This is a genomic window from Enterococcus sp. DIV1090, from assembly GCF_050537975.1.
GTDB lineage: Bacteria > Bacillota > Bacilli > Lactobacillales > Enterococcaceae > Enterococcus > Enterococcus faecalis.
Genome location: NZ_CP172917.1, coordinates 1582016 through 1601047, shown reverse-complemented (window position 1 = coordinate 1601047; position 19032 = coordinate 1582016). Strand labels below are relative to the sequence as shown.

At 39.1% G+C, this 19032-nt stretch carries 19 protein-coding genes; 17 read left to right on the top strand and 2 right to left on the bottom strand.

Features of this window, described 5'->3' with window-relative positions:
- The first annotated feature begins 105 nt into the window (after positions 1 to 105).
- Together IGL48_RS07745 and IGL48_RS07740 are read left to right on the top strand one after the other, a co-directional pair.
- The gene (locus IGL48_RS07745; RefSeq protein WP_002386882.1) at positions 106 to 1260 is read left to right on the top strand and encodes an AI-2E family transporter; all 1155 of its coding nucleotides are present in this window, start codon (positions 106 to 108) and stop codon (positions 1258 to 1260) included.
- A gap of 120 nt (positions 1261 to 1380) precedes the next feature.
- Positions 1381 to 2025: a DUF998 domain-containing protein gene (locus tag IGL48_RS07740; protein ID WP_010777693.1), complete on the top strand. Its 645-nt coding sequence runs from the start codon at positions 1381 to 1383 to the stop codon at positions 2023 to 2025.
- 46 nt (positions 2026 to 2071) lie between these two features.
- Here the strand turns inward: IGL48_RS07740 and IGL48_RS07735 are convergent, their stop codons facing one another.
- A complete protein-coding gene (locus IGL48_RS07735; RefSeq protein WP_002382413.1) occupies positions 2072 to 2683 on the bottom strand; it encodes a lipoprotein in 612 nt (203 codons plus the stop codon).
- Positions 2684 to 2861: 178 nt separating this feature from the next.
- Here IGL48_RS07735 and IGL48_RS07730 point away from each other — a divergent pair, with 178 nt between their 5' ends.
- The 4 genes from IGL48_RS07730 to IGL48_RS07715 all read left to right on the top strand — a co-directional run bounded on the left by IGL48_RS07730 (position 2862) and on the right by IGL48_RS07715 (position 6681).
- On the top strand, positions 2862 to 3314 hold the full coding sequence (locus tag IGL48_RS07730; RefSeq protein ID WP_010710281.1) for a DUF2188 domain-containing protein: 453 nt from the start codon (positions 2862 to 2864) through the stop codon (positions 3312 to 3314).
- A 189-nt stretch (positions 3315 to 3503) separates the two neighbouring features.
- Positions 3504 to 4523: a branched-chain amino acid aminotransferase gene (locus IGL48_RS07725; RefSeq protein WP_010707490.1), complete on the top strand. Its 1020-nt coding sequence runs from the start codon at positions 3504 to 3506 to the stop codon at positions 4521 to 4523.
- A gap of 134 nt (positions 4524 to 4657) precedes the next feature.
- Entirely contained in the window at positions 4658 to 4978 is a 321-nt protein-coding gene (locus IGL48_RS07720) for a cupin domain-containing protein (protein ID WP_010775896.1), read from the top strand.
- A gap of 62 nt (positions 4979 to 5040) precedes the next feature.
- Positions 5041 to 6681 (top strand): peptide ABC transporter substrate-binding protein, encoded by a 1641-nt coding sequence (locus IGL48_RS07715; RefSeq protein WP_048949342.1) that lies wholly within the window; start codon positions 5041 to 5043, stop codon positions 6679 to 6681.
- A gap of 97 nt (positions 6682 to 6778) precedes the next feature.
- On the opposite strand, the gene IGL48_RS07710 is transcribed toward IGL48_RS07715, so the two are convergent.
- Positions 6779 to 7654 (bottom strand): NAD(P)H-hydrate dehydratase, encoded by an 876-nt coding sequence (locus tag IGL48_RS07710; RefSeq protein WP_048949341.1) that lies wholly within the window; start codon positions 7652 to 7654, stop codon positions 6779 to 6781.
- Between the two features lie 149 nt (positions 7655 to 7803).
- On the opposite strand from IGL48_RS07710, the gene IGL48_RS07705 reads away from it, so the two are divergent.
- The 11 genes from IGL48_RS07705 (at position 7804) to purH (ending at position 19025) form a co-directional block, all read left to right on the top strand.
- A complete protein-coding gene (locus IGL48_RS07705; protein ID WP_002357267.1) occupies positions 7804 to 8670 on the top strand; it encodes an SPFH domain-containing protein in 867 nt (288 codons plus the stop codon).
- A 173-nt stretch (positions 8671 to 8843) separates the two neighbouring features.
- Positions 8844 to 9332, top strand: coding sequence for a 5-(carboxyamino)imidazole ribonucleotide mutase (gene purE, locus IGL48_RS07700; RefSeq protein ID WP_010821667.1), 489 nt, complete (start codon positions 8844 to 8846; stop codon positions 9330 to 9332).
- Positions 9325 to 10449, top strand: a complete 1125-nt coding sequence (gene purK / locus IGL48_RS07695) for a 5-(carboxyamino)imidazole ribonucleotide synthase (protein ID WP_010821666.1) — start codon at positions 9325 to 9327, stop codon at positions 10447 to 10449. The genes purE and purK overlap by 8 nt, the downstream gene beginning before the upstream one ends.
- 151 nt (positions 10450 to 10600) lie before the next feature.
- Positions 10601 to 11314 carry a phosphoribosylaminoimidazolesuccinocarboxamide synthase gene (gene purC / locus IGL48_RS07690; RefSeq protein WP_010821665.1) on the top strand — a complete coding sequence of 238 codons (714 nt, stop codon included), beginning with the start codon at positions 10601 to 10603 and terminating at the stop codon, positions 11312 to 11314.
- A 13-nt stretch (positions 11315 to 11327) separates the two neighbouring features.
- Complete coding sequence (gene purS / locus IGL48_RS07685) at positions 11328 to 11579, top strand: phosphoribosylformylglycinamidine synthase subunit PurS (protein ID WP_002357271.1); 252 nt, start codon at positions 11328 to 11330, stop codon at positions 11577 to 11579.
- Positions 11580 to 12254: a phosphoribosylformylglycinamidine synthase subunit PurQ gene (gene purQ, locus IGL48_RS07680; RefSeq protein ID WP_002361952.1), complete on the top strand. Its 675-nt coding sequence runs from the start codon at positions 11580 to 11582 to the stop codon at positions 12252 to 12254.
- Positions 12251 to 14470 carry a phosphoribosylformylglycinamidine synthase subunit PurL gene (gene purL / locus IGL48_RS07675; protein WP_048949340.1) on the top strand — a complete coding sequence of 740 codons (2220 nt, stop codon included), beginning with the start codon at positions 12251 to 12253 and terminating at the stop codon, positions 14468 to 14470. The genes purQ and purL overlap by 4 nt, the downstream gene beginning before the upstream one ends.
- Positions 14446 to 15885 (top strand): amidophosphoribosyltransferase, encoded by a 1440-nt coding sequence (purF, locus tag IGL48_RS07670; protein ID WP_048949339.1) that lies wholly within the window; start codon positions 14446 to 14448, stop codon positions 15883 to 15885. The genes purL and purF overlap by 25 nt, the downstream gene beginning before the upstream one ends.
- A 1-nt stretch (position 15886) precedes the next feature.
- Positions 15887 to 16918, top strand: a complete 1032-nt coding sequence (gene purM / locus IGL48_RS07665; RefSeq protein WP_048949338.1) for a phosphoribosylformylglycinamidine cyclo-ligase — start codon at positions 15887 to 15889, stop codon at positions 16916 to 16918.
- Positions 16915 to 17487 carry a phosphoribosylglycinamide formyltransferase gene (purN, locus tag IGL48_RS07660; protein ID WP_048949337.1) on the top strand — a complete coding sequence of 191 codons (573 nt, stop codon included), beginning with the start codon at positions 16915 to 16917 and terminating at the stop codon, positions 17485 to 17487. The genes purM and purN overlap by 4 nt, the downstream gene beginning before the upstream one ends.
- A complete protein-coding gene (gene purH / locus IGL48_RS07655) occupies positions 17439 to 19025 on the top strand; it encodes a bifunctional phosphoribosylaminoimidazolecarboxamide formyltransferase/IMP cyclohydrolase (RefSeq protein WP_371878374.1) in 1587 nt (528 codons plus the stop codon). Before purN ends, purH begins: the two co-directional genes overlap by 49 nt.
- Positions 19026 to 19032 lie beyond the last annotated feature (7 nt).

The following is a 19032-nucleotide window of genomic DNA, read 5'->3' as shown; positions in this document are numbered from 1 at the left end:
AGGCTTCTTTGTGTATTTCATCAAGAACGAATGGACAAACTTGCCTTTTGCCACAAATCGTTTACAATTACAATGATAGGCATAATTTATTTAGAGGTGAAGTGATTGAAGAAATACAATGTTGATTGGAATTACTGGGTTGTCCGCTTTTTATTTGTAATGGCGCTGATTGTTGGCTATTTATTAATCACGAATTATCAGCACTTTGTCCATAGTGTTTCGGGTTTGTTAGGCATCTTATCCCCATTCATTACTGGGTTCGTGATTGCTTATTTATTGAGTGGAAGTCAGAAAAAAATCGAGGGATTACTAGAAAGAGTACCTTTACCAGTCGTTAAAAAAGCGAAACACGGCTTGAGTGTACTCCTTTTATACCTGATTATTTTGTTTATTTTTGTCTTGACATTAAACTATATCGTTCCGCTACTCATTAGTAATTTAGTAGATTTAGCAAACTCTTTACCCACTTTTTATGATCACATGGTTCAGTTTGTGATGAGTTTAGAAGATAAAGGGATTTTAAAAACAGCCGCGATTGAAAAATATTTAAATAGTGTCCTTAAAGATTTGTCGCCGGAACGTTTTTTAAATCAATGGACACAAGCGTTATTTTCATTAGGAACGTTGACTAAAAATGTTTCCTCATTCTTTTTAAATGCATTTTTAACGTTGATTATCTCAATCTATGCGCTGGTATTTAAGCAATCTATTTTGACATTTGTTGAAAAGGCTGCCCACAAATTGCTGTCTGAAAAAGTGTACAAGCAAACACAAACCTGGTTAAATACAACGAATAAAATTTTCTATAAATTTATCAGTTGCCAATTTCTTGATGCCTGTATAATTGGCGTTTCATCAACGATTTTGTTAAGTATTTTAAATGTGAAATTTGCTGTGACTTTAGGAATTTTATTAGGTATTTGTAATATGATTCCTTATTTTGGCTCGATTTTTGCATCAATTGTTGCTGGTGTGATTACGCTTTTCACAGGTGGTGTTACTCAAGCAATTACGGTGTTACTAGTTTTATTAATTTTACAACAAATTGACGGCAATATTATTGGTCCTCGAATTATGGGAGATGCCCTAAATGTCAATCCGATTTTAATTATTGTTTCAATCACGATTGGGGGAGCGTACTTCGGCGTCTTAGGGATGTTTTTAGCAGTTCCTGTTGCTGCAATCATTAAAATTATTGTCTCGGAGTGGCTAAATGAATCAAAAGAAAATGATAAGATTGTAGATTCTATTGAATCCTAAAGTAAAACTTTTCGTCTCGCGTTGACGAAAAGTTTTTTAGTGGAAAAGAAAGTTTAATTATTCAGAGTTTTTGATATGCTATACTTAAAATAAATAGAAAATCAAAATTGAGGTGAATAAATGCAGCTTTTAAAAAAATATGGCGGCTATTTTTTAGTTTTAGGGGTCTTACTTGATTTTTTTACACCTTATTATGTCGGATTCAAAGATCAAGGTTACAATCAATTGACAGAAGTAATTAGCTTATTAGGTGAGGTGAATAGTCCAGTTAGGGAAAACTTTAATCGGTTAACTATCATTGCGGGAATGTTGATGTTAGCAAGTTTACCTAGGATATATGCTATTTTTTCCAGAAAAACGAAAAAAGGTGCTTGGTTAGTAGTGGCAATGATTGGCGCTTATGGTTTATTTGATTGTATTTTCAGTGGGCTCTTCAGCGTAGACACTTCAAGCGCTGGCACAGTTGCTGCCGCGCTTCATAACGGAGGATCAGCAGTCGGTTATACAGGCTTTTTGTTGTTATCAGGCGTCTTAACCATTATCTATAGTAAATACGGTTCGAAAAAAAATAAAAACCTTTTTGGCTTTTTGTTTATTTTATGTATGCTTGCAGCCGGCTTATATGGCTTAGCAAGGATTCCACAGCTACAACAGGTAAAACCATTTAATTATTTAGGCTTATGGCAAAGAGTGAGTTCATTTTGTAATTATCTACCAATGCTGGCACTGTGTTTACAAACTAAAACCAATGACAAATTTGATTGAACATTTGTCATTGGTTTTTTACTAGTTAAAATTGTCTGGTAATAACTTAATTATTGGCTACGGTGACTTCACCAGTAACAGTGGCACCATCTTTTTCTAAGTCAGCAGAATCTTTGTATTCTTGTTTATCAAAAGTAATATTGCCATTAACTTTGGTACCATTTAAAGTAAAGCCATTTGCTTTCACCTCAATATCACCTTTGACAGTCCCATGAACGATGTTGAAATTTTCAGAAGAAACGATTAGCTTAGGAACCGTGATTTCATATTCAGCAGTTACTTTTTTATTATCATCTTGAGAATAAAGCGCTAATTTACGATAGACATCGTTGGAATCTTTCCCCTTATCATGGAAAGTACCAGCAACTGTTACCTCTTTATCAAAAGTGACATTGTCAGTAGCTGCGACAATCCAATTTCCTTTATCACTTAACGCCATTTCGAGCTCTTCAGGCTTGGCACTAATTGAAGCACCAGAGACTACTTCTGTACTTGAATTAGCTGTTTCTTTGCTACTAGAACTACTATCTGTTTTTTTATCAGATGAACAAGCACTAAGCAGCACAAGAGCAGCAGTTGCCGTCAAAACAGTGGTGAGTACTTTAGACATTTTCATGAAAATCCCTCCAAAAAATTTATTTATTTCTTCCTTTATCATAACTGATTCAAAGGGAAATGAGTAATCATACACTCAAAGATTGAGAAGTTTGGCCAACGGGAAATTAGGCTTATTCTCTCAAGAATGTTCAGGAAATATTCAAAGTAATCATTTCTTTTTCAAATGTTCCTTTTCTGTAGTAAGCTAGTAATAGACAGAATTTAAGGAGGAGATTTTGATGCCTTGGAATATGAATGATTATCCTACATCAATGAAAAATTTAGCACCTTTGATTCGGAAAAAAGCGATAGATATTGGCAATGCGTTGCTTGCGGATGGCTACCCTGATGATCGCGCCATTCCAATTGCGATTAGTCAAGCGGAGAAATGGTATCAAGAGGCAAGTGAAGCAGACAAAAAAGCCTTCGAACAAGAAGCAAATCCTACGAAACAAGATTCGCATAAACAGGATAAACATGCGGGAAAATTATTAACGGCGGCTGTCAACGTTAAATATAAAGACGGCCAATGGTTGGTGATTTCAGACAGCGCTGAAAAAGCAAGTAATACATTTACCCACAAACAAGAGGCGGTTGAACGAGCTCAAGAAATTGCTCGGAATAAGCAAACAAAGCTGAAAATCTATAAGCAAGATGGTACGTTACAAGAAACCAAAGAATATACTGAATAATTTTTCGAAACCTTGATATTCCGTTGCAATTCAAGAAACGGTTATCAAGGTTTTTTTGCGAGGAGAAATGGACAAGTAAGAAAAAATAACAAAAGTTAAGAATGAGAATAAGACTTGCTTTTCTAGTTTTTGGTGGGTACAATTACACTAATTAAGATAAAAAATCAAAATAATTGAGGTGCTACGACAATGGAAAAAGCCAATCTTGATTGGAATAATTTAGGATTTTCTTACATTAAAACGCCCTTTCGTTATATTAGTTATTGGCGAGATGGCAAGTGGGAAGAAGGCACGCTAACAGATAACAATCAGTTAACGATTAGTGAAGGTTCGCCTGCTCTACATTATGGCCAACAATGTTTTGAAGGATTAAAAGCGTATCAATGTGCAGATGGTTCTGTCAATTTGTTTCGTCCAGATGAAAATGCCAAACGGCTACAAAAAAGTTGTGCGCGTCTACTGATGCCACAAGTGCCAGTAGAAACCTTTGTTTCTGCATGCCAAGAAGTGGTGAAAGCCAACCTTGCTTATTTACCGCCATATGGAACGGGCGGTACGTTGTATCTTCGCCCTTATATGATTGGTGTCGGCGATAATATTGGCGTAGCACCTGCCAAAGAATACATTTTTTCTATTTTTTGCGTGCCGGTTGGTTCGTATTTTAAAAATGGTTTAGCACCAACCAACTTTATCGTTTCTGAATATGATCGAGCAGCGGGTCGAGGAACTGGGGCCGCTAAAGTGGGGGGCAATTATGCAGCTAGTCTTTTACCAGGTGCAGAAGCACATGAGAAAGAATTTAGTGATTGCATTTATTTAGATCCGTATACGCATACGAAAATTGAAGAAGTTGGTGCAGCCAATTTCTTTGGCATAACCAAAGAGGGTACTTTTATTACGCCGAAATCAGCGTCTATTTTACCAAGTATTACTAAATATTCATTATTGACGCTAGCAAAAGAACGTTTAGGGATGACGGCGCTTGAAGGAGACGTTTACATTGATCGATTAGCGGACTTCTCCGAAGCGGGTGCTTGTGGCACAGCGGCGATTATTTCTCCTATTGGTGGGATTCAAAACGGCACAGATTTCCATGTATTTTATAGTGAAACGGAAGTTGGACCAGTGACTAAGCAACTATATGATGAACTGGTTGGCATACAGTTTGGTGACAAAGAAGCGCCAGAAGGCTGGATTGTAAAAGTTTAAAGAGACAAAAAAGAGAGAATTCATGCTCTCTTTTTTTTGTGTAGAATATTCAGAATTTTCTATAAAAAGATTGACTTTAATACTATTTAAAGGAATAATGGAAGATACAAGATTTAAAAAAGGAGGGAAAGCTATTGCTTATTAAATCAGCAGAATCAGAAGAAATGACGATTTTTTTTGATAAAGAAAACCAACCAAATACACAAGTTCAAATGGGCATTATTACATTACAGCCTGGTGAAAAACGGCCTTTAGCTGGATATGCTCGCCATGAACAGGATGAATATTCTTATGTGATTTCTGGCGAAGCACATACGATTTTAGAAGATGGTCAAGACTTAGTTGGAAAAGCTGGACAAGCCCAATTAATTGAAGCTGGTGAGGGGCACATTAATTATAATGATGGGGTGGAGCCAGCGGTCGTTGTCTGGATGCTTGTGGAAAGGACAGAATAAAAGGGGAGCTGTCTTTTTTTAAGTAAGAGCATAAAAAAATGAAGAGTTATAGGAGAAAGAAGATGAAAAAGTATTTAAAAATCACAATGGTTTGTATTTTATTGGTAGGATTTTTAGCTGGGTGTACCAATAAAAATGAAAATAAAAAGAAACAGAAAAATACCAAAGAAGCCGTTCAACTGATGTCACCTTCAGAATTAACAACGCTCAACACCTCTGTATTATTGGATTTTCCAGATGCTATTGTCCAAACAGCAGCGTTTGAAGGGTTATATAGTTTAGATGAACAAGACCAATTGGTACCAGCCGTAGCAAAAGCATTGCCGACGATTTCAGAAGATGGAAAAACCTACACGATTTCTTTGAGAAAAGAAGCGGTTTGGAGTAACGATGATCCTGTCACGGCACATGATTTTGAATATGCTTGGAAAAAAATGATTGATCCTAAAAACGGCTTTGTCTATAGTTTCCTCATCGTTGAAACAATTCAAAATGGTGCAGAAATCTCAGCGGGTAAATTAGCTCCCAATGAACTTGGTGTCACAGCTGTGGATGATTATACATTAAAGGTGACGCTCAAAGAGCCAAAACCGTACTTTACGTCCTTATTAGCTTTTCCTACATTTTTCCCGCAAAATCAAAAAGTAGTCGAACAATTTGGTGCAGACTATGGAACTGCTAGCGATAAAGTCGTCTATAATGGCCCGTTTGTGGTAAAAGATTGGCAGCAAACAAAGATGGACTGGCAACTAGCAAAAAATAATCGCTATTGGGATCACCAGAACGTGCGCTCAGACATTATCAATTATACGGTTATCAAAGAAACATCTACCGCATTGAATCTTTTTGAAGATGGACAATTAGATGTGGCTACACTAAGTGGTGAATTGGCGCAACAGAATAAAAATAATACGTTGTATCATTCGTACCTAACAGCGACAATGAACTATTTGCGCTTAAATCAAAAACGAAAAGGGCAAGCAACGCCGCTTGCAAACGAAAACCTGCGTAAAGCATTGGCTTTAGGAATAGATAAAGAAAATCTAGTCAATAATATTATTGCAGATGGTTCTAAAGCTTTACATGGTGCGATTACGGAAGGCTTTGTGGCGAATCCCACAACGGGACTCGATTTTCGTCAAGAAGCAGGTAATTTAATGGTTTATAACAAAGAAAAAGCGCAAAGTTATTGGAAAAAAGCACAAGCAGAATTAGGAGAAAAGGTTAACGTTGAATTGATGGTAACAGATGATGGTTCTTACAAAAAAATTGGTGAAAGTTTGCAAGGCTCGCTACAAGAACTGTTTCCTGGTTTGACAATAGAGCTAACCGTATTGCCAACGGAAGCTGCATTGAACTTTGGGCGAGAAAGCGACTATGATTTATTCTTAATTTACTGGACACCAGACTATCAAGACCCTATTTCTACCCTGATGACTTTATACAAGGGCAATGATCGCAATTATCAGAACCCTGTCTATGACAAATTATTAGATGAAGCAGCCACAACCTATGCCTTAGAGCCAGAAAAAAGATGGGCGACACTGATTGCAGCTGAAAAAGAAGTGATTGAAACGACTGCTGGCATGATTCCACTTAGCCAAAATGAACAAACAGGCCTGCAAAATGATAAAGTCAAAGGCTTGAATTTTCATACCTTTGGCGCTCCATTAACGTTAAAAAATGTTTATAAGGAAAAATAAAAAGAGAGCCTGAGCTGAAAATCGCTTTTGATTTTCGGCCCAGGCTTAAATCCTGCTTTTTAACCCAAAATTTGTCACCATTTAGCCTTTTCGGGTTTTATCTCGAACGCTTCTGTTCTAATAGTTCAGAATCAGGTGCAGTGTGGGGCTGGGCATTTTTTTTCATATATGTCGGCAAGGCTTGACTAATCTTCGTTGGTAAAACAACATAGTCGGTTTTGGCCAAATCATCTCCAATGAGACTGTGTAAGTAGACGGCGCCAGCAATGGTTTCAATTGTCGGCTTAAACTGAGCTAAAAAACCAGCAATGATGCCAGCCAAGGTATCCCCAGTTCCGCCAGTAGCCATCCCAGGGTTGCCACCTGTATTTTGAAAAGGTTCTCCTGCGTGGAAAATTGTGGTGCGATGACTTTTTAAAACAATCGTACTGCCTAATTTTGCTTGTTGGCGCTGGTTATTTGCCAGTGTTTGTTGCTCGATAGGTAAGTGACTCAAACGTTGCCATTCCATTTGATGAGGTGTGAAAACAACTTTTTCAGGATAGGTAAGGGAAAAATTGCCTTGGCTAAACAGGGTAATTGCTGAGCCATCGATAATTAACCATTGTTGTTTTTGATGTTGGGCGAGTACCATCTTTAATATTTGTTGTGCAGTAGCATCTAAGCCTAAACCTGGACCAATTAAAATAACATCCGCTTGCTCTACGACGTTCGTCAGAAGGACTGTTTCTTCAAAGCCCACGACCATCGCTTCTGGGCATCTTGCATGTAAAGGCCCGTGATTTTTAACATCAGTAATCACAGTGGTGAGACCAGCGCCACTATTGATACACGCTTCGGTACTCATGATGATGGCTCCGCCATATTGTCGGTTTCCTCCGATTAATACAACACGCCCAAAATTACTTTTATAAGAGTTAGAGGGGCGTTGAGTGATGACTTCCTCTAAAATGTCCTTGCTTAAATAGCGCATTCTATCACTCCTTTTCTTGGGATTTCTTTGTTCTCAGTATACTACAAGAGCCCCGAAAAAATCAGTTTATTTAATGTTAAAAGTTACTCTATTGAAGGTAATGAGGTGTATAATAAGGACCAGATAAATGAGTTAGGAGAGTGAAACAGATGGAAGAGAAAAAAACATTTTATATGAGTGGCTACGTAGGAATTGCGAGCTTATTAGTTATTTTAATTGCGGGAATTGGTTTATTTATTTATGGAGCGAGTCATACTAATGGTGTTCTTGTTGTTTTAGGTATTATTTTGTTAGTTGGGGCTATTTTATTTTTAAGTTCCTTAACCATTGTTAGTCCCAATCAGGCGAAAGCTATTTTATTTTTTGGTCGCTACTTAGGTACGATTAAAGAAAATGGGTTGTTTATTACCATTCCATTTACGCAAAAAATGAACATTTCTTTGAAAGTACGAAATTTCAATAGTTCTCTATTAAAAGTCAATGACTCTGACGGGAATCCAATCGAAATCTCTGCGGTCATCGTTTTTCGGGTAGTCGATACAGCTAAGGCGTTATTTAATGTCGATTATTATCAAGACTTTGTGGAAATTCAAAGCGAAACGGCAATCCGGCATGTAGCAACACAATATCCTTATGACACTTTTTCAGATAATGATGTAACTCTGCGAGGAAATACCGAACAAATTTCCGAGGAGTTAACCAAAGAATTGCAAGAACGCTTAGCAGTGGCTGGTGTAGAGGTTATCGAAACACGGTTGAATCATTTAGCTTATGCAACTGAAATTGCTAGCTCCATGTTGCAAAGACAGCAAGCAAAAGCAATCTTAGCGGCTCGACAAACAATTGTTGAAGGTGCGGTAAGCATGACACAAATGGCCTTAGAACAGATTGAAGAAGGGCAAGAAATTAATTTTACCGATGAACGAAAAGTACAACTTATTAATAATTTACTAGTCTCAATCATTACTGATAAGGGCACACAACCAGTTATTAATACAGGCGACGTTTCTTCTTAAAGAGGAAGCAACGCTGAAAATAGCAAAAAAAGAGTCATCTTTCCGATGACTCTTTTTTTGATAAACACGAACATTATATAATTTTAATCTATAATATTTCGGTTTTTCTTTGACATCTCTTTTTCTCATTGTTAGAATAACAGTGAAAAAAGGCGGAAGGAGTTATTACATTCATGAAACCATTAGTCGCTGTGATTATGGGAAGTACCTCAGACTGGGCAACGATGAAAGCTGCTTGTCTTGTGTTGGAAGAGTTGGGAATTCCTTATGAAAAACGAGTGATATCAGCACATAGGACCCCTGATTTGATGTTTCGTTTTGCAGAGGAATCACGAACAAAAGGATTGAAGGTTATTATCGCTGGCGCTGGTGGAGCGGCCCATTTACCAGGGATGGTAGCTGCAAAGACAACCTTACCTGTCATTGGTGTTCCAGTTAAAACACGAACATTAAACGGTATTGATTCACTGTTGTCTATTGTGCAGATGCCAGGGGGAGTTCCTGTAGCAACAACTGCGATTGGCTCAGCAGGTGCTACCAATGCTGGGTTATTAGCTGCAGAAATACTAAGTATTGATGATTTACAGTTAGCAGAAAGAATCCAAGCAAAACGACAATCATTGGAAAAAGCGGTTATGGAAAGTGGGGAACAACTTGAATAAACCTTTAAAAGTCGGAGCAACTATTGGCATTATAGGTGGGGGACAGTTAGGGCGAATGCTAGTCATGAGTGGTAAAAAAATGGGTTTCCAAATGATTGTGTTGGACCCAACGCTCAATAGTCCAGCTGGTCAAGTAGCTGACCGTCAAATTGTGGCAGCCTTTGATCAGATATCTGCTTTAACTGAACTAGCAGAGTTATGTGATGTGATCACCTATGAATTTGAAAATATTGAAGTGGCCTCCCTAGAAAAGGCCATTCCACTAGAAAAGCTGCCACAAGGAACAGAATTGTTAAAAATTACTCAAAATCGATTGCTTGAAAAAACGTTTCTTCAATCGATTGGCTGTAAGATTGCCCCTTTTGCGGAAGTGAAAAGTCAGAAAGAGCTGCCACAAGCAATAGAAAAGATTGGTTTTCCATGTGTCTTAAAAACTATTCAAGGTGGATACGATGGAAAAGGACAAGTCGTCTTAAAATGCGAAGAGGATTTCTCCCAAGCGACTAAATTATTAGCTAACGCCACTTGTGAATTAGAAAAGTGGGTGCCTTTCACTAAAGAACTTTCAATCATCGTTGCAGGGAATAAGCATGGTTACCAAAGCTTTCCTGTATCTGAAAACATTCATCGAAAGAATATCTTGCATGAATCAATTGTGCCAGCTCGAATTTCTGAGAATGTGCAACAAAAAGCAGCGGAATTGGCGCAACACATTGCTGAGGAATTAAATTTATCTGGGGTTTTAGCTATCGAAATGTTTTTAACGGATTCAGAAGAGTTGTACGTCAATGAATTAGCGCCACGGCCTCATAACTCAGGTCATTACTCTATTGAAGCTTGCTCATTTAGTCAATTTGATGCGCATATTCGAGGGATTAGCAATTGGGGCATTGGGTTACCCCAGTTACTTCAACCAGTGGTTATGGTGAATCTCTTAGGCGAACACTTAGAAAAAAGCTACCAATTATGCACGTCAAAACCCACTTGGCAAGTCCATTACTATGGAAAAGCCGAATCAAAAGTAGGCAGAAAAATGGGCCACGTCACCATTACAACACCTTGTTTATCAGAAACGTTAAAGGAAATTGAGACTGTTGGTATTTGGAATGTAACTTAATAAATGCTTGCTCCAAGCAAGTTTTTTATTTTTACATTCGATAAACACGAACGATTATTGTTTTTTTGTAACTAATGTAAGTCTTTGTCTGATGTAAATCGGCTGGCTTAGAAAGAATAGGGTTCATGAAGCTAACGAGAAGAGGGAAAGAATGGAAAAGAAAGCACTTGTGTATACAGGAAAAGCGAAGAAGTTGTATCAAACAGAAAATGCAGCGGTTCTTTTTGTGGAATATCTTGATCAAGCAACAGCTTTAAACGGTCAAAAAAAAGACAAAGTTCTTGGGAAAGGCGCTTTAAATAATCAAATCACTAGTCTTATTTTTGAATATTTACAGCAACAGAAGATTCCCAATCATTTTATCAAAAAAGTATCTGAACACGAACAATTAATTCAGGCCGTAGAAATGATTCCTTTGGAAGTTGTCGTACGTAATTATGCGGCAGGAAGTTTTTCAAAGCGTTTAGCGATTGAAGAGGGCACTAAATTAGTGACGCCCATTATCGAATTTTATTACAAAGAAGATCGTCTGGATGATCCTTTTATTAACGAAGACCATATTCAATTTCTAAAAGTAGCCACTCCTGCTGAAATTGTGGAGATTAAAGCATTGGCTTTACAAATTAATCAGGCGCTTAGTCAACTCTTTCAACGCCTCAATATTTGTTTGATCGATTTTAAAATCGAGATTGGTCGGACGAAGGCCAATCAATTGTTACTGGCAGATGAAATTTCTCCAGACACCTGTCGTTTATGGGATTTAAACACAAACGAACATCTGGATAAAGATGTTTATCGCCGTGAATTAGGAGAAATAGTTCCTGTATATGAAGAAGTTTTACAACGTTTACTAACAGCTAATTGAGGAGGAAGCGCGTATGTATTTTGTCAAAGTCTATGTTACGTATAAAGAATCAATTTTGGATCCCCAAGGTGAAGCGGTTAAGGAAGCAGTCCATCGGCTTGGTTTTACAGAAGTAGCCGAAATCCGTGTCGGTAAGTATTTTGAAATGCACGTCCAGCAGACAGAAGCAATTGAAGAGAAAATTGAACAAATTTGTGATCAACTATTAGCCAATGTAAATATGGAATCCTATCGTTTTGAAATTTTATCTTTGGAGGAAATTTAAATGAAATTGGCAGTGATTGTTTTTCCAGGATCCAATTGTGATGCAGACTTATTGTGGGCTGTCAAAGAGGTGATGGGCGTCGATGCAGAATTTGTCCGACACGATGCCACTTCTTTAGCAAAATTTGATGGCGTATTGTTGCCGGGCGGTTTTTCTTATGGCGATTACTTACGTTGTGGTGCAATTGCTCGGTTTTCGCCAATTATCAATGAGGTGATTCGCTTTGCTACAGAAGGCAAAATGGTTTTTGGTACTTGTAATGGCTTTCAAATTTTAACAGAAATTGGCTTGCTTCCTGGTACGTTGTTAAGAAATGATTCGCTTCGTTTTATTTGTAAAAGTGTCCCATTGAAAGTGAATACGCACACAAAGTTTACAAGCGAGTATCCTGAAAATGTTTCGATACATTTACCAGTAGCGCATGGCGAAGGGAATTACTATTGTGATGAAAAAACGTTGAAAGAGCTGAAAGAAAAGAACCAAATTGTTTTTACGTATCAAGAAAAGGTGAACGGTAGTCTTGCGAATATTGCTGGTATTTGTAATGAACAGGGCAATGTTCTAGGAATGATGCCTCATCCGGAACGAGCGATGGAAGAATTGTTAGGTTCAACAGATGGACGCAGCTTTTTTGCTTCAATCATTAAAAACTTTGGAAAGGAATTAAGCCAATGATGAATGAACCAACACCAAAAGAAATCAAGGAGACACGGTTGTATGCAGAATGGGGACTAACAGATGAAGAATATCATCAGATTGAGACCATTTTGCAAAGAGAACCTAATTATACAGAAACTGGCTTATTCTCCGTGATGTGGAGTGAACATTGCTCTTACAAAAATTCCAAGCCCGTTTTAAAAAAGTTTCCGACGGAAGGGCCACAAGTGCTTCAAGGCCCTGGTGAAGGAGCTGGGATTGTCGATATTGGTGACGGATTAGCTGTTGTTTTTAAAGCAGAGAGCCATAATCATCCTTCTGCAGTAGAACCTTACGAAGGAGCAGCTACAGGCGTTGGTGGAATTATTCGCGATATTTTCAGTATGGGGGCGCGGCCGATTGCTTTACTGGATTCGTTAAGATTTGGCGAACTGACGGATGCACGAACACGTTATTTGTTTCAAGAAGTTGTGGCGGGGATTAGCGGTTATGGAAATTGTATTGGTATTCCAACCGTTGGCGGCGAAATTGCTTTTGAGCCATGTTATCAAGGAAACCCACTTGTCAATGCTATGTGTGTGGGATTGATTCGTCATGATGAGATTCAAAAAGGCCAAGCAAAAGGCGTCGGAAATAGCATTCTTTACGTAGGTGCGAAAACAGGACGTGATGGAATTCATGGTGCGACCTTTGCTTCAGAAGAATTTAGTGAAGGTGAAGAACAGCAACGATCTGCGGTACAAGTAGGTGATCCGTTTATGGAAAAATTATTATTGGAAGCTTGTCTTGATTTAATCAAAAATCATCAAGATATTTTAATCGGCATCCAAGATATGGGGGCGGCTGGCTTGGTTTCTTCAAGTGCTGAAATGGCATCAAAAGCAGGTTCAGGCTTGATTCTAGAGCTGGATAAAGTTCCGCAGAGAGAGACGCTGATGAGCCCCTATGAAATGCTCTTGTCTGAGTCCCAAGAACGGATGTTAATCTGTGTGGAAAAAGGAGCAGAACAGCAAGTTTGTGAATTGTTTCAAACGTATGACTTAGAAGCGGTAGCGATTGGATCCGTAACAGATGATGGACAGTATCGTGTCTTTCACGGTGGCAAAATAGTCGCAGATGTACCAGTAGATGCTTTGGCAGAAGAAGCCCCTGTCTACCAGAAAGCCTATCAAGAACCAGAGCGGATGCGTGCTTTTAAAAAATTAGCGCCCTTCATTCCAGAAATTACGAATAGCACGGAATTATTAAAACGCCTATTACAACAGCCAACGATTGCATCGAAAAAATCAGTTTACGAAACCTATGATAGTCAAGTACAAACGAATACAGTGGTGCAACCAGGAAGTGATGCAGCTGTTTTAAGAGTGCGGGGCACCAATAAAGCCTTAGCGATGACGACAGATTGTAATAGCCGTTATTTGTATTTAAATCCTGAAATTGGTGGGCAAATTGCGGTTGCAGAAGCAGCCCGTAATATTGTAGCAAGTGGAGCACAACCTTTGGCTATCACTGATTGCTTGAATTATGGTTCCCCTGATAAACCAGAAAGTTTTTGGGAATTATGGACGTCGGCGGATGGAATCGCCGCAGCCTGCCGTCAGCTAGGAACACCCGTGATTTCAGGGAACGTCTCTCTTTACAATGAAACAGATGGTCAAGCCATTTATCCAACGCCAATGATCGGCATGGTGGGAGTGATTGAAGATGTTTCACAAATTACCACACAAGCGTTTAAACAAGTTGATGACTTAATTTATCTCATCGGTGAAACCCACGCAGATTTTAACGGCTCAGAAATTCAAAAAATGCAACTGGGTCGAATTGAAGGGCAATTACGCTCATTTGATTTAAAAGAGGAAAAAGCAAACCAAGAATTAGTTTTAAAAGCAATTCAAGCAGGCCTAGTTGCTAGCGCGCATGATTGCGCTGAAGGCGGCGTTGCCGTTGCTTTAGCCGAGTCGGCTTTTGCTAACGAACTGGGGTTACAGGTGACACTGCCATTAACAAAAGAATATCTATTTGCGGAGACGCAATCCCGTTTTATTCTTTCAGTTAGTCCCCAGCATCAAGAAGCGTTTGAAACACTTATCGGAAGAAAAGCCCAACATATTGGAAAAGTGACTGAAACTGGTTTGGTCATTCATGCGTTAGATGATGTGATCAATTGTTCAACAAAAGAAGCCAAAGCCTTATGGGAGGATGCGATTCCATGTCTTATGAAGCAAAAAGCTTAAATGAAGAGTGTGGTATTTTTGGTATTTGGGGTCATCCTGATGCGGCACAAGTGACCTATTTTGGCTTACACAGCTTACAGCATCGAGGCCAAGAAGGCGCGGGAATTGTGGCGAACAATTCTGGGAAATTAGATGGCCACCGTGATTTAGGTTTATTAGCAGAAGTATTCCAAAAGCAAGAACAACTGAATGCGTTAGAAGGAACGGCGGCTATTGGTCATGTACGCTATGCAACCGCTGGTACGGGTAGCGTGGATAATATTCAGCCATTTTTATTTAAATTTTATGATAGTCAAATTGGGTTAGCACACAATGGCAATTTGACAAATGCCAAGCGTTTACGAAAACAACTAGAAAGAGAAGGAGCTATTTTTCATTCCAATTCAGACACTGAAATTTTAATGCACTTGATTCGAAAAAGCACTGCTGCCTCGTTTCTCGATAAATTAAAAGAGAGCTTGAATTTGGTTAAGGGTGGCTTTGCTTATCTTTTATTAACAGAAACGATGATGATTGCTGCACTGGATCCCAACGGCTTTCGCCCTCTCTCCATCGGACAAATGAACAATGGGGCGTACGTTGTGGCATCCGAAACGTGTGCATTAGAAACAGTTGGGGCTAGCTTTATTCAAGATGTGGCGCCTGGTGAAGTAGTCATCATTTCTGATGAAGGCTTGAAAATAGAGGTTTTCACTACGGAAGTCCAACCGGCGATTTGCGCAATGGAATATATTTATTTTGCACGACCAGATTCAAATATTGCTGGAGTTAATGTGCATACAGCTCGTAAAAGAATGGGGAAGAACTTGGCAATCGAAAGTCCAGTCGCAGCTGATATGGTGATTGGGGTGCCCAACTCGTCATTGTCTGCAGCTAGCGGCTATGCAGAAGAAGCACAGATACCTTACGAACTAGGTTTAGTAAAAAATCAATATGTCGCTCGAACATTCATCCAGCCGACACAAGAATTAAGAGAACAAGGTGTCCGTATGAAACTATCGGCAGTTCGTGGCGTGGTCAAAGGAAAAAAAGTCATTTTAGTAGATGATTCGATTGTTCGCGGGACCACTATTCGGCGCATTATTCATTTATTAAAAGAAGCAGAAGCGCAAGAAGTTCATGTCAGAATTGCTTCACCACCATTAAAATATCCGTGTTTTTATGGCATTGATATACAGACGCGGGACGAACTAATTGCGGCAAACTATTCAATTGAAGAAATCAAAGAGCAGATTGGCGCAGATTCGCTGGCTTTTTTGAGTGAAGCAGGGCTGATTGATGGGATTCAATTAAATTATGATGCTCCTTATTCTGGGCTGTGTATGGCTTACTTTAATGGAGACTATCCAACGCCTTTGTATGATTATGAAGAACAATATCAAGCATCCTTGAAAAAAGAAACTAGGAGGAATTGACATGGAAAATGCCTATTCAAAAGCTGGTGTAAATGTTGAGGCGGGATACGAAGTAGTAGAACGAATTCAAAAGCATAGCCAAAAAACACAACGGACGGGAACGTTGGGCATGCTTGGTGGTTTTGGTGGTTGTTTTGATTTAAGCAGTTACAAGCTTAAAGAACCAGTTTTGGTATCAGGAACGGATGGCGTAGGCACAAAGTTACTCTTGGCAATTGAAGAACAGAGACACGAGACAATCGGAATTGATTGTGTAGCAATGTGTGTCAATGATGTCGTCGCACAAGGCGCCGAACCGTTATATTTTTTAGATTATTTAGCGTTAGGGACCGTTAATCCAGCTAAAGTTGAAGCAATTGTTGCGGGTGTTGCGGCTGGCTGTTGTGAGGCGAATGCAGCCTTAATTGGGGGCGAAACAGCTGAAATGCCTGATATGTATGAAGCAGATGCTTATGACGTGGCTGGTTTTGCCGTGGGTATTGCTGAGAAAAGTCAACTCTTGACTCCAAGTAACGTAAAAGAAGGCGATTTCTTGATTGGTCTTCCTTCAAGTGGTCTTCATTCTAATGGTTACTCTTTAGTAAGAAATGTTTTTTTTAAGAAACATTCGTTTAAAACAACGGACAAGCTTCCAGAATTGGCACCCAAAACGTTAGGGGAAGAATTATTAACACCAACAAAAATTTATGTGAAGGAATTATTGCCATTGTTAAAAGCAGGACTCGTGCATGGGGCTGCGCATATTACCGGCGGCGGGTTTTTAGAAAATCTACCAAGAATGTTTTCTTCCACATTAGCTGCAGAGATTCAATTAAATAGTTGGCCAGTGCTACCAATTTTTAAATTGATTCAAAAATACGGTGAAATTCCACCTGAAGAAATGTATGAAATTTTCAATATGGGCTTAGGAATGATTTTAGCGGTGAGTCCAGAGCATGTTGAAAAAGTTCAGGAGCTTTTGCCAGAAGCTTTTGAAATTGGTCGTTTGGTACCTAGGAAAACGAAAGCCGTTATTTTTAAGGAAGCCTTATGAAGATAGCTGTTTTTGCATCTGGCAATGGTAGCAATTTTGAGGCGATTGCTGCAGCTTTTTCCCAGAAAAAAATCGCAGGGCAGTTGAGCTTAGTCTTTTGTGACCAGCCTGAAGCCTATGTATTGACCCGTGCCCGAAAACGCAAGATTCCCGTTGTTTGCTTTTCGCCATCTGATTTTTCATCTCGTGAGCAATATGAGGAACAAGTATTGAAACATTTAAAAGAGCATCAGATCGATTTAATCGTGTTAGCTGGTTATTTGAGAATTATCGGCAAGACTTTACTGGAGGCTTATTCAAAGAGAATCGTCAATATTCATCCTTCTCTATTACCTAGTTTTCCAGGTCTTCACGGAATTGAAGAGGCATTTCATTATGGAGTGAAAATAACAGGAATCACTATCCATTATGTTGACTCTGGGGTTGATACAGGACCGATTATTTTTCAAACAACCACCAAGATTGATACCGAAGATACAGTGGACACATTAGCAGAGAAAATTCATGCTCTTGAGCACGAATGGTACCCAAAAATAATTTCACAAATTGTAAAGGAGACAATGAAATGACCAAAAGAGCATTGATTAGCGTTTCAGACAAAACAGGAGTGACAACATTTGCAGCAGGCTTAGTTGCAAATGGCTTTGAAATTATCTCCACTGGGGGAACAAGGACTGTCTTGGAAGAAGCGGGGGTACCGACACTTGCTATTGACGACATCACTGGCTTTCCAGAAATGTTAGATGGTCGTGTCAAAACGTTACATCCGAATATCCATGGCGGACTTTTGGCAAAAAGGGGAAACCAAACGCATCAAAAAGCACTGACTGAACAAGGCATTCAATTTATTGACCTTGTAGTAGTGAATCTTTATCCATTTAAAGAAACAATTTTAAAACCAGCGATCTCTGAAGCAGAAGCGATTGAAATGATTGATATTGGCGGTCCTAGCATGTTACGTTCAGCGGCAAAAAATTATCAAGACGTAACAGCAGTGGTTGATCCTAGTGATTATGAACAGGTATTAAGTGAAATTAGCAGCACTGGAACTAGCCAGTTAGCCACTAGAAAAAGATTAGCAGCAAAAGTCTTTCGTCATACCGCTGCTTATGACGCGCTTATCGCTGACTATTTAACGACGCAAGTGGGTGAAACTGAGCCAGAGAAACAAACGCTTACTTATGAACGTAAGCAAACATTGCGCTATGGTGAAAATAGCCATCAACAGGCCACCTTTTATCAATCCGTTGTACCTGTATCATTATCCATTGCTTCCGCTCGACAACTTCATGGCAAAGAACTTTCATATAATAATATTCGAGATGCTGATGCAGCGCTCCGGATTGCTAGCGAGTTTACAGAACCAACGGTCGTCGCTGTTAAACATATGAACCCATGTGGAATTGGAACAGGAAAAACGATTTTAGCAGCCTATCGTCAGGCATTTGAAGCAGATCCAGTTTCAATTTTTGGTGGCATTGTTGTTTTGAATCGTCCAGTGGACCAAGCGACTGCGGCTGAAATGAATCAAATCTTTTTAGAGATAATTATTGCGCCTAGTTTTGAGGAAGAAGCTCTGGCATTGTTATCTCAGAAAAAGAATCTTCGTTTGTTAACGTTAGATTTTCATGCTCAAGAAAAAAAAGCGGCGGAATTAGTTTCTGTTATGGGCGGGTTATTAATTCAAGAACAAGATACAGTTGTTGAAAATGAACAAGCATGGCAAGTAGTTACAGAGCGCCAACCCACACCAGCCGAAAGAGACGCCTTGAACTTTGCTTGGAAAGCAGTCAAGCATGTAAAATCAAATGCTATTGTTTTAACCAATGAAAGCCAAACGGTGGGGATTGGCGCTGGTCAAATGAATCGAATTGGTTCAGTAAAAATTGCAGTTGATCAAGCCCAAGCAGCTGGAAAATTACAAGGGGCCGTCTTAGCAAGTGATGCCTTTTTCCCCATGGCAGATAGCGTGGAATATGCTGCACAACATGGTATTCAAGCAATTATTCAGCCAGGCGGGAGCATTAAAGACCAAGCATCAATCGATCTAGCGAATCATTATGGCATTGCGATGATTTTTACTGGGACTCGTCATTTCAAACATTAATTTTTAA